This is a genomic window from Variovorax sp. LG9.2 (assembly GCF_035018885.1).
Classification (GTDB): domain Bacteria; phylum Pseudomonadota; class Gammaproteobacteria; order Burkholderiales; family Burkholderiaceae_C; genus Variovorax.
This window is the reverse complement of record NZ_JASJXB010000043.1, coordinates 1-13,112: the sequence shown is the minus strand read 5'-3', so window position 1 is coordinate 13,112 and position 13,112 is coordinate 1. Positions and strand designations below refer to the sequence as shown.

The following is a 13,112-nucleotide window of genomic DNA, read 5'->3' as shown; positions in this document are numbered from 1 at the left end:
CATGACGGATCACCAACAAGTAAAGTTGCGCCTCGACCTCGGCGCTGCTCTTCAGCACGTCCGCGCCCTGACCGGCAGCGATGCCGCGCCAGTCACCATCGCGTCGATCCGGCCATCGCGCAAGGGCGAGACCAAAGCCACCATAGAGACGCGCCGCGGTGACCTCGCTTCGCTGTGGCCATGGATCGAGCGCCAACAGACCGAAGGGTTCCACGTCTACGTCACCGTCAACGAGACAATTGGAGTGCGACGCGAAAAGGGTGACATCACCCGCATCCGCGCCGTGTATACCGACGATGACAACAGGCGGGACGCCCCGCTCACTTGGCCTATCGACCCCCATCTCACCGTTGAGTCTTCGGCGGGCAAGTTTCACTACTACTGGTTTGTTGACGAAGCGCCAGACGGCGACGCGTTCGAAGACCTGCAACGCGGGATCGCGGCGCAGTACGGCACCGACAAAAGCGCAACCGATATCGCTCGTGTGCTTCGCTTGGCCGGCACCGCGAACCTGAAGCCGGGCGCAGAGGGGCACCTCACGCGCATCGTGAAACAGAGCGACCGCCAGCTTTACAGCAGAGCCGAAGTTTTTGAAGCGTTCCCCCGTCTGTCCGATACGATAAGTCCCCACAATCTGCAATCGTTCGACCTGGCCGGCGCGATGTCCACCATCAAGACTGGCGGCCAAGGCCTGCATGACGCGCTGCGGGGCCTCGCCGCTCACCTGGCAGCGCGGGGCGTGACTGGCGAGGTCATCGCGCCTTTGCTCGGGGGCTTTGCTGAACAGCACAGCGATGGCTCGCAGCGCTACCGCGAGCGAGTTGCCGAGATACCGGAACTGGTCAGATCGGCGGTTGCCAAATTCCTGCAGCCCAACACGCTCGACGCGTCCGACCCGCTCGATTTTTTCACGACGGACAGCGCGAACGCGTTTGGCTTCGTAGCTGCCGACTATCCACTCGTCGTTTCAAAGTTCGCGGCTGATCTGTCGACACGCATGGGATGTGATCCGCTGATCCCTGCCTGGACGATGTTGGTCGCCGCGGCGGGGCTGCTGCCTGACCGCTTCAAACTGCAGGTCAAGGCCTATGACACCACATGGCTGGAGGCTCCGCGTCTTTGGGTAGCTCTGGTGGGCGATCCATCGAGCAAGAAAAGCCCGCCGATGTCGGCCGTGCTCGCCGCGGTTGAGGGACACCAAGCCCAAAAGGCAAGGGAGCATGACGAAGCAATGAGTCAATGGCAGACCGCGTGCGCAGCAGCAAAAAAGGACAAGCGTGCAGAGCCGCCGGCACCGGTCATGCCGCGCGTCCTGGCACACGATGCAACGATCGAAGCGCTGGCACTGGTTCTGCACACGACTCCGGGGGGCATGCTCGTTGTTCACGACGAACTGTCGGGATTCTTCGGAGCGATGGACGCCTATCGCGGCAACGGCGCTTCAAAAGACAACTCGTTCTATTTGCAGGCCTACAACGGCGCACCATTCATCGTCGACCGTGTGAATAAGGCAATCACTGTGCCGCACCTTAGCCTTTCCATTGTCGGTGGCATCCAACCCGACCCGATGCGCAGCGTCGCGGCAAAATTGAAGGAGGACGGTTTGTTGCAGCGGTTCATCGTCATTCCGACCCGGGCCGCAGGGTCGGGTGTTGATGTCGCCGCGGATGCGATGGCGGCAGCGGGTTGGGCAGACTGCGTTGAGGTGTTCGCGCGGGTTCGCGAAAACGGGGCTTGGCCCGAGATCTACAGACTTTCACCCGGTGCACAGCATGCGCTCGACGCAGGGCGTAGGCGGCTTGACGAGCTTGCACGCGACCCGTCGATCGACAGTCGTTTGGCGGTCGCGCTTGCGAAGGGTGAAGGGCAGATGGCCCGACTCGTACTGACTTACCACCTCATCGAAAACCGTGACGGTGAAGGCATGTTCAGCGAGGCCGAGCCCGACTCGCTGGTGACGCAGACCACGGCGGCAAAAGCTGTACGCGTGTTCTTCGAACTTGTTGTCCCTGCGCAGTTCGACTTCTACAGGCGCGTAGTCGGCGAGACAACTCACCAGCGGCAGTGCCGCCGCGTTGCGGGATACATCCTTGCAGGAAGCCTTGAGACGATCACTGATCGGTCGATCTACCGTGAGGCGCTGAAGGAGTTGGCCGAAGACGAGCGCGGCCGGGACGCTGTCATGCGGTCGCTCGAACTGTCTGGATGGGTGGCGCCTGCAAACGAATTTAAGGGGCGAACAACTCGATGGAGCGTCAATCCAAAAGTGCATAGCAAGTTCGCCGCTCGGGCTATTTCAGAGAGTGCGCGACGTAATGAGATAGTCGCCAAAATCCGCGACCCGCTCAAGTGACAAACCATCAGACAGACGTGCCGTGTGTCAGGTTTGTCACTCGCGTGCACAAGGGGGAAAAGCGTTTTCAACTCTCTTTTATAAAGCCGAGTCGTCTTTAAGACGACAGACCTTCAATCTCAACTTCGCGCACGCAAGTGCCATTTAGGACAAATGCAATGACGATCATCGCGACTGCATCCGCGTCCTCTCCGGAGAGAACCGCGCTTCGGGTCCTGCGTGCCGACCTGCAAAGCCGTCCCCCCGCTGCGGGCTACAAGGGAACGATCTGCTTACACGACATTACGTCGCCTGATGTCTGGTGCACCGTGCTCATGACCGCGCTCACTCTACGGTTCGGTGATATGCCAAAGCCCCATGTCGTAGACATACTGTCGACGCTTGGTCGGCATGGCGCTTCGCTGCCAGCTTGGGTTTACCTCAGCGACGCGCTTGACGCGAAGCTTAGGCTGGCGGGCACGCAGGCGCTCGCAGCGGAATATGCAGTGACCATTAACGACCGTCTGATCGCAGCGCCACGGCCATCCTGGCGCCTTTCACACGGTAATCGCGGGGCTCGCCCCCAGCACGATCCGGGCGTCTAACCCAGGGCCCCTGCGGGTAAATTAAAGGTCCGAGGGGACGAAGAAGCGCTGGCAGCACCTAGCCTAAAACTTTTCAAACATGAATTGCTATCGATTTGATAGCAATTCATGTTTGAAGCGCTCAGTATTTAGGAGAACAGTGAACGAACTGGAACACATCAACCGCGAGACGTTGTGGCGCGAAGCGCCAAGGCGTTCCACGCATAACCGTAGAGCTAAAGCTTACGACATTGGGCGTCGACCACGCAAAATCCTGCGTCTTGATGGGTAAGGGGCCAGCCACCCCACCTTGAGAACGGAAGCCAAACGAGAGGCGATCATGTCCGTCTAACCTTTTTGGGGTGTGTTCAACTTTAGCTGGATAGCATCAATGCACGTAAATCTGAAGTAACGGCGCCGTCACACCGCAGAGTTCAGAGCACAAGTGCTACGGGCGTGCAGGCAGGCGGATGCATCGATTGCTGCGACTGCACGACTTTATGGTCCCAACGCCAACGTGATGCAGCGGCGGCGCGTCAACGAACGCGACGCCGTTGCGCTTACGACCGTCTGATCGACGGCCAGTCCGCCGGGCCTTGTGGCTGTCAGCCCCCCCCCGGAACACCTGCGCCTGCCGAACCCATGCCGCTGCCCGACATTCGTATCGAACTCCATCGCGGCAACGCCACCGCTCTGGTGCACTGGCCGGTGCAGACGGCAGCGTCCTGCGCCGCCTGGTTGCACGAGTGGCTCCGGTGAGCGGCCCATGATCCGCATCGAGGCGATCTGGTTGGCCACCGAACCGATCGAAATGCGCGCGGGCGTCGACACTGCCCTTGCGCGCGTCGTCAAGGCCTTCGGCGCCGCTCAGGCGCACCACGCCTATCTCTTTGCCATCGTTTCGAGCCCTTCGCTGTAGTCGTCGGCGGTGGCACTGGTCTTAATGAGATTTCCGGTGTAGGTCGTCATGTCAGTCTTTCGTAGTGGTGGCGAGAACGCTCGAGGATGCGGATTCGTTGCCCTGCAGCGGCGGCGGTAACGTGTAGTTGGCGACCAACTTTTTCAGCGCCTTCAGGGTCAAGAGCTCGCGCGTGCCGGCAAGGTGCTCAGTCAAAGTGCCGTCCAGGATCGCTCCGGCGGAGCAGATGATCACGCCCGCTTCATCGCGCGCATTCCTGATGATCAGGAGTCGTCGATCAGCTTCTCGGCTTCGGGTGTCGCTGCTGTAGACCAGTCGCTCGGCCGCAGCCCGTGCATCACGCTCACGGATCAATCGGTCTGAGTCGAGGATCTCGAGGTCAAGCCGGGATACGGCCAGATTTCGCTCATAAGCGTTTGAGTCATTAAGAAAGACTTGCGTATACAGGAGCACAGGGCACGCGGAATCGGCCCCCCGCTTGATCGGCGCCACGCTGGCGCCCCTTTGCCGGCCCGCTGGGGCCTTCGAGCCTGCGCCAGGCGCTGTCGATCCTCAACGCCATGTTCTCGTGGCTTGTGGAGGCCGGATACCTGGCCGGCAATCCGTTGGCGCTGAGCCGGCGCAAGCGCCGGCAGGCCGCACCTCGTGTGAGCCGTTTTCTGCCAGAAAAACACTGGGACCTTGTGAAGGCCTCGATCGAAGCGATGCCCATGCGCAGCGAACGCGAAAAGCTGCACGCATCGCGCTGTCGGTGGCTGTTTTCACTGCTCTACATCGGCGGCCTGCGCGTGTCCGAGATCTGCGACGCCACCATGGGCGGATTCTTCAGCCGGCGTGGCGCCGATGGGCGCGAGCGCTGGTGGCTCGAAATCACCGGCAAAGGCAACAAGACCCGCCTGGTGCCGGCCACCGGCGAATTGATGGCCGAGTTGATGCGCTACCGTAAGGCTCATGCTTTGAGTTCGCTTCCGCTGGAGGGCGAAGGCATGCCGCTGGTGATGACCCTGATTGCCCCGGTCAAGCCAATGGCACGAAGCGCCATTCACGAGCTCGTCAAAGGGATGATGCAAGCAGCTGCGGCCGCACTGCGGCGGCGTGGCCCTGACTTCGAAGCTGCGGCAACCCACCTCGAGCAGGCGTCGACGCACTGGATTCGCCACACAGCTGGAAGCCATCTGAGCGAAAAGGTCGACCTGAAAGTGGTCCGCGACAACCTTGGTCACGCCAACATCAGCACGACCAGTATCTATTTGCACACCGAGGACGATGCACGTCACGATGCGACAGCGGCCGGGCACCGAGTTGGCTGGCGCCTGCTGTAGAGGCCGGAACCCGTGCGCCTACGTGCCCAACGTTGCGTCAACTGAGCCATCGCAGTCGGTGCTCAACTCGAACTCTGCGCCAATCAACCTTAGCAAAGCCGTAAACGATAACGAGTAGCGCAAGCTGCGTCGCCACAAAATACAGCAATGAATCGGAGAAGCTCAACTCCAACTCGAAGTGCTGCGACAGCGCAGATGCTCCCAAAAATGCGATAGCGTAACTGACCAGCCGCCCCACGAAGAACGGGCCAACCAGAAGCCACAATGGCGCGCGCGTCAGCCCATAAGCTAGGAAGAGCACGTTTGACGGCAGGGGGCTGAAGGCGAAGAGCAAAAAGCCGAGCGCGCTCGCGGTACGCCGGTGCGCGATCGCCTGGGCTGCCTCGGACAGGCTATCCCGCATTTGGGGCGAGACAAATCGACTATCCACGATGCGCTGTGCAAATTGCGCAAGGACTGCGCGGCCGCCACTGGCGGCGACCGCAGCGACACCTGCGGCAACCCATGGACTAGCGTCCGGGTAATGCAGCCCGAAATAGGACAGGATCATCCACGTCGGCGGCGCAAAGGCCGGTAACACGTTCACGGCAAAGATGACAAGAAAGAGGAGCGTTGCGGAGGCCATGCGCGCGCTCCGTCCCGAGATCAGGCGACGCCGTCGATGTGAAACGCCTGCACCGATATTGAAGCGTCGTTCATTGCGTGGCCTGTGAACCGGTCGGCGCATGGTCTAGGTCCGGCCGGCGCCACGGGTCGACGTGCGTCATCAGGTTGAGAACGCGATGCCGCTGAAGGACGCGTTGGCGCGCGATTACCGCGATGTCGTGCCCCTCTTCCACGCTGATTGTGGCGTCCACCTCGATATGCGCATCGACCACGATTATGTCGCCCATCTTGCGGGTACGAATGTCGTGGACGTTGCATACCCCCTGGGTTTCGACCAGCGTCTGTCTGATGGCCGCGATCTCATCATCGTCGACCGCGCGGTCCATCAGGTCGTGCAGCGCATCCCAGCCGAAGCTCCAGCCCATCTTCGCGACCATGAAGCCCACGATGAGCGCCGCGATCGGGTCCAGGATCGGGTAGCCCGCAAGATTGCCGATGATGCCGACGCCGACCACCAGCGAAGACGCCGCATCCGACCGGGCGTGCCAGGCATTGGCGACTAGCATGCTTGATTTGACGCGCTTGGCCACTGAAAGCATGTATCGAAAAAGGAGCTCCTTGACGACCAGCGCACTACCGGCCACCCAGAGGGCCGCAACATGGACTCGCTGTACCGTGTCAGGATCCTCCAACTTGCGAAAAGCAGACCAGAGCATTCCCACCCCGACGACCAACAACAGCACGCCGAGCACGAGCGACGCGGCGGTCTCGAAGCGTTGGTGTCCGTACGGATGCTCCTCGTCGGCTTCCTTCTGGCTGTGATGGTTGGCGACCAGCACGACGAAGTCTGCAATCAGATCGGACAGCGAATGAATGCCGTCAGCGATCAAGCCCTGCGATTTCGACAGGATGCCGACGGCGATCTGCGCCGTCGAGAGAACCACGTTCACGCCCACACTGACCCAGGTGCTGCGAGAAGCGGCTTGTGCCCGGTCGGCTGGCGTGTGCCGAGGGTCCTCGGCGTCGTCTGCCAAATCGTTGAAATCCATAGAGTCCTTGTTGCTGGCAGGACATGCCTGCGACCGACTTCGGACGGTGCCTGATTCGGAGACATCCAACCGACTTGCGAGCTTTTGGTGCGGCTCACGTTACCCGATCACCGGCTACTTGGCCAGGGCGAGCACTTGCTAAACCATGTCCTGAACGGCACCGCATCTTGCCGAGCCACCTCGCGCCTGACACCTGCTCCAAAATGCGGGCGGCGCGTGCGGAAACCAGGGCCTGCGATTTGGTTTCGAGTCTCTATGGAGCCTTTGCTTGTTCATCCGTTGGCGCTCGCACCAACAGAACGGGTACCGAAGAGAGCCGAAGAATATTTTCTGCACTGCTGCCGAGCACCAGCCGCTTGACGCCGCGGCGACCGTGCGTGCCCAGCACGATCAGGTCCGCGGGCCATCCTGCCGCATCGGCGACCACCCGTTCGTGCACGGTTTTTTTGAATCCATCATGGAGCACCGAGTCGACCTCCACGCCCGTGGCACTTACGGTGGCCTTGGCCTGCGCAAGAATCCGGACGCCTTCGGCGCGCAACTCCTTCACCCAGTCTCCGGCATGGCCTGCATAGGCATCCATGGCAAGCGCGAACGAAAGCTCATCGACCACGTGAACCAGGCGCAAGCGCCCGCGGGTGAGTCTGGCAAGCTGGACAGCCTCTTCCAAGCCGCGATTCGACGTGATGCTACCGTCGACCGGAACAAGAATTCGCTGGTACATGAGTGGCTCCTCTCGGGTTCATGTTGCTGGAAACTTTTCGACGCAGGCCCCATTTGACGCGTTCGAACTGTCGGCGCCGATCTCAACTTGACCCACCGGGGGTACGGACAAAAACTTGGACTACCTGAAAGTAGTTCATGTATTCATACGAAGACCGCATCCGAGCGGTCACGCTCTACATCAAGCTGGGCAAGCGCACCGGGTCGACTATCCGCCAGTTGGGCTATCCGACGAAGAACTCTTTGAGGAGCTGGCATGAGGAGTACGAGCGGCGCCTGGACCTGTCGTCCAGCTACGCGCGCTCGAAGCCGAAGTATTCTCAAATTCAGAAGGAGCAGGCTGTCAAACACTACGCCGAGCACGGGCGCTGCATCGCCTCCACGGTCAAGGCGTTGGGCTATCCGTGCCGCGATTTGCTGCGTGCCTGGATTCATGAACTGGACCCCGACTCCCGGCAACGCGTTGTTGGAAGGGCCGTCAGTGCACCTCGGCCGCCGCAACTGAAGAAGCTGGCGGTCCTCGAACTGTGCACTCGTGAGGCAAGTGCGCAGGTGGTTGCTCAGAAGCTTGGCGTGAGCAGGCCGACGTTGTACAACTGGAAGAACCAGCTTCTGGGACGTGAGGCACCCGCATCCATGAAACACACCAATCAGTCCCCGCGGGCTCAAGAGCGCGACGAGCTCGAGCGCGAGGTTGAGGCGTTGCGCCGCGAAGTTAGGCAACTGCGCCTTGAGCAGGACCTCTTGAACAAGGCCAATGAAATGTTAAAAAAAGGCCTGGGCGTCGATCTGCAGCTCCTGTCCAACCGGGAGAAGACACTGCTGATTGACGCCCTCAAGGAGCATTACGGCTTGCCAGAGCTCCTTGCACAGTTGGGCATTGCACGTAGCTCGTACTTCTACCATCGGGCCCGCGCAGTGGTGGGCGACAAGTACCTCCAAGTGCGGCAGTCCATCACCGAGATCTTTGAGTCGAACCACCGTTGCTACGGCTACCGTAGGCTGCAGGCCTCGTTGACCAGGCAGCAGGTCAACATCTCGGAGAAGGTGGTGCAGCGGCTGATGAAGCAGGAGCGCTTGGTTGTTCCAATGCACAAGAAGCGCAGATACGCCTCGTACTTGGGGGAGATCAGTCCAGCACCAGAGAACATCATCAACCGCGACTTCCAGGCTGCGGCACCCAATGAGAAGTGGCTCACGGACATCACAGAGTTCCAGATCCCCGCCGGCAAGGTTTACCTGTCGCCGATCATCGATTGCTTCGACGGCATGGTGGTGAGCTGGACCATTGGCACGAGCCCTGACGCTGAGCTGGTCAATACCATGCTGGATGCAGCCATCGAGACGGTGATGGACAACGCCGACCGGCCTGTGGTCCACTCCGACCGCGGCGGCCACTACCGCTGGCCAGGCTGGCTATCGAGAATGAGCGATGCCAACCTCATCCGCTCGATGTCCCGCAAGGCCTGTTCTCCGGACAATGCGGCTTGCGAAGGCTTCTTCGGTCGCCTCAAGAACGAACTGTTCTATCCTCGGGACTGGAAGGGCACGACCATCGAGCAGTTCATTGAAATGGTCGACTCGTACATCCGCTGGTACAACGAGAAGCGGATCAAGATCTCCCTGGGAGCCCTCAGCCCGATCGAATACAGGGTGAGTCTTGGACTTGCGGCATAAAACCAGACCAAGTTTTTGTCCGCACCCCCAACCCTCATAAGTGGGTCAATTCTCGGTCGGCGCCAACACTTGAAATGCGCGGTGTAGGAGCCTCGTTTGGGCCGCAAGCCGGCAATTCCGTGCAACCGGTAGTGGCTGACCCAGGTGCGAATTTTCTCTTCGGGCACTGACCAGCGTCGTGCAAGCAACTTGGCACCGCCCTCGCCAGCTAGAAAGCTCTTAACCACTTTGAGCTTGAACTCTGTCTCGTACTTCTCCATGGGACCCATTGAAGTTCGTCCAACTTCTGGGGGTCAGTTCAAAGCCGGGGCGATTCAAGCGGGCCCATTCGGGTCGTTGAATCACGAATCCATAACCACGCCTACCTCAACTGCACCCTCACCGGTTGCTGGCATAAAAGAGCTTGGCCTGGTCCAAAAACAGCTGGACTGCAGGTGTCGGTACGCGGGCTTTGAGTGTGACAACCGAGACAGGCAAATCGTTGCCGATAGTGATGGGCAGGGCCTTCAGCGACCAGCGTGCCGCATTGAAGCTGACAGCAGAAATTGGCAATGCCGTCACGTATTGACCACTGTTTAGCAATTGCATACGCAATTGCATGGAATAGGTCGTGATACTCAATTTTGGGACAGGTAATCCCTGTGCACGAAATGAGTTGAATATGAGGTCATTGACCGCTGTGCCGGGAGGCGCAAGTATCCATCTTTCACTAACCAGATCCTCCAGTTTGACAATGCGCTTTTTGGTCAAGGGGTGGCTCGCACCTGCCACCACCTGAATGACTTCTGCGAACAAGGGGGTTTCCTGCAGGTCGTCGTCGCGCACCGGGCCTGCCAGGCGACCGATCATCAAATCGACGCTGCGATTGCGAAGCTCTTTAAAACTGCTTGCCGCAGTGTTGGCCTCGCTCACATCAACGGTGATACGCGGATAGTGCTTTGACATGGTCTGAATGATCGTGCTGAGCGCCCCTCCTGCGATGTAGGACTCTGATGCACCAACCCACACCTCACCTGAGCCAGGATCGGCCAGGTTTTCAAGGTCCCGCAAGGATTGGCGGACTGCGTCAATAGCCTCTGCGCCTCGCTTTACAAGCGCCATTCCAAAGCTCGTGGCGACCACACCCCGCGTGCTGCGTTCCAGGAGTCGGACCCCAGTGACCGCCTCGAGCTCAGCAATCGACTGTGAGATGGCGGGTTGGGTCAGCATCAGACGCTGGGCGGCTTTCGCCATGCTGCTCAATTCAATCACGGCAGACAAAATGGTGAGATCCCTGAGTTTGATTTGTCTACTGATCTGGTAGTCAGACTTTTCTGTGAGCGATTGCATAAGTAATATTTATATCAATATAAAGATATTAAGTATTCTAATTCTTGCGCCTTGTGCATCAAATACAACTTCTAAGCAAACACCTTATTTTTGGAGTCTTCCATGAAAATCGCCTGCAAAGTCACCACCGCTCTAGCATTCGGTTTGTTCTGCCAATTCGGTGTCCTGAGCACTGCACGATCCCAGACAGCCGCATACCCGGCACATCCTGTAAAAGTCATCGTGCCTGTGGCAGCCGGTGGCCCGTCCGACGTGGTGGCGCGACTTCTCGCGCAAAAGCTGTCCGCAAGTCTGGGCCAGAACTTCTACATCGATAACCAGCCTGGCGCTGGACAGAACATTGGTATCGGCAAAGCCGCACGGGCGCCAGCGGATGGCTACACCCTGGTCGTGGTTTCGTCTAGTTACACGGTTAACCCTTCCTTATATGCCAAGGTTCCCTACGATCCGCACAAGGATTTTTCCGCAGTCAGCTTGATTGGTGTGTCGCCCAATATCCTGCTGACGACTCCGTCTCTGCCTGTGGCGAATGTGCAGGAACTGGTTAGTCTGGTGAAGGCACACCCGGGCAAATACAGCTATGCCCATTCCGGCATCGGCACCACACCTCAATTGGCAGGTGTGCTGTTCAACTTGTCTCAAGGCTTGGATCTGGTAGGAATACCCTACAACGGGTCTGGCCCTGCAGTTCAATCGGTCATGGCCGGGCACGCAGCCATTGCGTTTGCAGCTCTCACCCCCGCGGTTGCGCTGGTGAATGCGGGAAAGGTCCGGGCCCTTGCGGTCACAACGGCTAAACGGTCTACAGCTCTACCGGATGTTCCCACCTTAAAAGAAGCAGGTTTGTCAAACCAGGAAAGCGACACGATGACGGGGATATTGGTGCCGTCAGGTACACCGGCTGCGGTGATCGATCTGTTGAACCTGGAAGTCACCAAAGCACTGTCCGATCCGGAAGTTAAGTCCCAGTTGACGACGCTGGGGATGGACATTGTGGGTAGTAGCCCTGCCGAGTTTGAATCGCGCATCAAGGCAGAGCTGTCCAGATGGTCCAGCGTGATCCGGCAGGCTCACCTGAGCGCGGAGTGATTGATGTCACGCGTCGCGATACTCACGGCAGAACAGGCGCTGGAGCCTGCACGGTCCACCTTGCGGGGCGTTGGCAAAAAGATGGGCAAGGTTCCAGCGCTGATGGGCGTTCTGGCGAACTCTCCTCCACTGTTGAGAGGCTACCTGGAGCTGCGCGGTGCGGTCGCGGCGGGCAAGCTGGATTCGGCGATCCGAGAGCAAATCGCCGTGGCCGTGGCGTCTTACAACGACTGCCATCATTGTTTGGTTGCCCACACCGAATTTGGCCGTGCAGCGGGTCTCAGCGAAGACGAACTTCAGGCAGCAAGGCAATGGTCGTCCTCAAGTTCACAGGCTCAAGCGGCATTGACGTTGGCCCGTGCCATGTTGATGACGGCGGGGCGCGTTGGCGATGGCTTCATTTCCAACGCACGCGATTTGGGTTTAGACGACGAAGCGATAGTGGAAATTGCGGTAGTAGTTGGCATGAATCAATTGACCAACATGGTCAACAATCTGGCAGTAACGAATTGAATGTCCTTAAGTTTCGTTCCGATCAGCCATTGACGGTTAATTTGCCGCTTGATGGAGTCGCTAGGCCACACAAGCAACTGCTGTGAACATGACCAGCGTACCGGGAGAGCATGCTGCGCGGCTATGCCCGGATGCGCGCGGAAGCCGGCAATATCAACGTGGTGGGCGAGCAAGAGGCGCCACTCCAAGTCATGCACGCGTCGGGCGGTAGGCGATCATTTGGACAGTCCATTCCGAAAGGCGGGTTCTGTCGCAATAACAGCGCCGGCACGAGCAAATGTGCGGCGCGCGTCTCGCTCAGAAAGCCAGCGAGTACAACTTTGAATCGCCCCGGTTTTTGAGGAGGCTCAACACTCTGAGAGGATTGAGCCATGAACAAGTCGAACAAGTTCTCACCCGAGGTCCGTGAGCGGGCCGTGAGGATGGTGCAGGAGCACCGTGGGGAGTACCCCTCTCTGTGGGCAGCAGTCGAGTCGATCGCACCGAAGATCGGCTGCGTGCCGCAGACGCTGCTCGAATGGGTTAAACGTGTCGAGGTCGATGGCGGCGTGCGCGAGGGCACCACGACCAGCGAAGCGCAGCGGGTCAAGGACCTGGAACGCGAGGTCAAGGAGCTGCGCCGGGCCAACGAGATCCTGAAGCTGGCCAGTGCGTTTTTCGCCCAGGCGGAGCTCGACCGCCGACTAAAGTTCTGAATAGTTTCATCGACGAGCATCGTCATGCCTACGGGGTCGAGCCGATCTGCAAAGTGCTGCAGATCGCCCCGTCAGGTTATTGGCGGCAGGCGGCGCTGGCGCGTGAGCCGCACAGACGCTGCGCCAGAGCACATCGCGACGATGTCCTCATGCCGGCGATACAACGCGTCTGGCAAGCCAACATGCGGGTCTACGGCGCCGACAAGGTCTGGAGGCAATTGGCACGCGAGGGCACGGTCGTGGCGCGATGCACCGTCGAGCGGTTGATGCGCCG

General features: G+C 59.5%; 11 protein-coding genes, 2 pseudogenes and 1 other annotated feature. Of the genes and pseudogenes, 7 read left to right on the top strand and 6 right to left on the bottom strand.

Annotated elements, in window-relative coordinates; all coding sequences use genetic code 11:
- Nucleotide 1: 1 nt before the first annotated feature.
- Nucleotides 2-2,353, top strand: coding sequence for a DUF3987 domain-containing protein (locus QN413_RS25055; protein ID WP_323499321.1), 2,352 nt, complete (start codon nucleotides 2-4; stop codon nucleotides 2,351-2,353).
- Between the two features lie 1,329 nt (nucleotides 2,354-3,682).
- Complete coding sequence (locus tag QN413_RS25050; protein WP_323499320.1) at nucleotides 3,683-3,835, top strand: hypothetical protein; 153 nt, start codon at nucleotides 3,683-3,685, stop codon at nucleotides 3,833-3,835.
- A gap of 51 nt (nucleotides 3,836-3,886) precedes the next feature.
- Here QN413_RS25050 and QN413_RS25045 read toward each other — a convergent pair whose 3' ends face one another.
- Complete coding sequence (locus QN413_RS25045; protein ID WP_323499319.1) at nucleotides 3,887-4,327, bottom strand: hypothetical protein; 441 nt, start codon at nucleotides 4,325-4,327, stop codon at nucleotides 3,887-3,889.
- A 68-nt stretch (nucleotides 4,328-4,395) separates the two neighbouring features.
- Here QN413_RS25045 and QN413_RS25040 point away from each other — a divergent pair, with 68 nt between their 5' ends.
- Nucleotides 4,396-5,157, top strand: a complete 762-nt coding sequence (locus QN413_RS25040; protein ID WP_323499318.1) for a site-specific integrase — start codon at nucleotides 4,396-4,398, stop codon at nucleotides 5,155-5,157.
- Nucleotides 5,158-5,194: 37 nt separating this feature from the next.
- Here QN413_RS25040 and QN413_RS25035 read toward each other — a convergent pair whose 3' ends face one another.
- The 3 genes from QN413_RS25035 to QN413_RS25025 form a co-directional block, all read right to left on the bottom strand.
- Nucleotides 5,195-5,782: a hypothetical protein gene (locus tag QN413_RS25035; protein ID WP_323499317.1), complete on the bottom strand. Its 588-nt coding sequence runs from the start codon at nucleotides 5,780-5,782 to the stop codon at nucleotides 5,195-5,197.
- 70 nt (nucleotides 5,783-5,852) lie between these two features.
- Nucleotides 5,853-6,812: a cation diffusion facilitator family transporter gene (locus tag QN413_RS25030; RefSeq protein WP_323499316.1), complete on the bottom strand. Its 960-nt coding sequence runs from the start codon at nucleotides 6,810-6,812 to the stop codon at nucleotides 5,853-5,855.
- A gap of 253 nt (nucleotides 6,813-7,065) precedes the next feature.
- The gene (locus QN413_RS25025; RefSeq protein ID WP_323499315.1) at nucleotides 7,066-7,536 is read right to left on the bottom strand and encodes a universal stress protein; all 471 of its coding nucleotides are present in this window, start codon (nucleotides 7,534-7,536) and stop codon (nucleotides 7,066-7,068) included.
- A gap of 137 nt (nucleotides 7,537-7,673) precedes the next feature.
- On the opposite strand from QN413_RS25025, the gene QN413_RS25020 reads away from it, so the two are divergent.
- On the top strand, nucleotides 7,674-9,212 hold the full coding sequence (locus QN413_RS25020) for an IS3 family transposase (protein ID WP_323499314.1): 1,539 nt from the start codon (nucleotides 7,674-7,676) through the stop codon (nucleotides 9,210-9,212).
- A gap of 101 nt (nucleotides 9,213-9,313) precedes the next feature.
- On the opposite strand, the pseudogene QN413_RS27465 reads toward QN413_RS25020, so the two are convergent.
- Nucleotides 9,314-9,472 (bottom strand): annotated as a pseudogene (locus tag QN413_RS27465) (transposase); the annotation flags it as partial.
- Between the two features lie 118 nt (nucleotides 9,473-9,590).
- A complete protein-coding gene (locus tag QN413_RS25015) occupies nucleotides 9,591-10,541 on the bottom strand; it encodes a LysR family transcriptional regulator (RefSeq protein ID WP_323499313.1) in 951 nt (316 codons plus the stop codon).
- 102 nt (nucleotides 10,542-10,643) lie between these two features.
- On the opposite strand from QN413_RS25015, the gene QN413_RS25010 reads away from it, so the two are divergent.
- The 3 genes and pseudogenes from QN413_RS25010 to QN413_RS25000 form a co-directional block, all read left to right on the top strand.
- Complete coding sequence (locus tag QN413_RS25010) at nucleotides 10,644-11,630, top strand: tripartite tricarboxylate transporter substrate binding protein (protein WP_323499312.1); 987 nt, start codon at nucleotides 10,644-10,646, stop codon at nucleotides 11,628-11,630.
- 3 nt (nucleotides 11,631-11,633) lie between these two features.
- Complete coding sequence (locus tag QN413_RS25005) at nucleotides 11,634-12,143, top strand: carboxymuconolactone decarboxylase family protein (RefSeq protein WP_323499311.1); 510 nt, start codon at nucleotides 11,634-11,636, stop codon at nucleotides 12,141-12,143.
- A gap of 371 nt (nucleotides 12,144-12,514) precedes the next feature.
- Nucleotides 12,515-13,112, top strand: a pseudogene (locus tag QN413_RS25000) (IS3 family transposase); the annotation flags it as partial.
- Nucleotides 12,793-12,909, top strand: a sequence feature (AL1L pseudoknot). It overlaps the preceding pseudogene by 117 nt.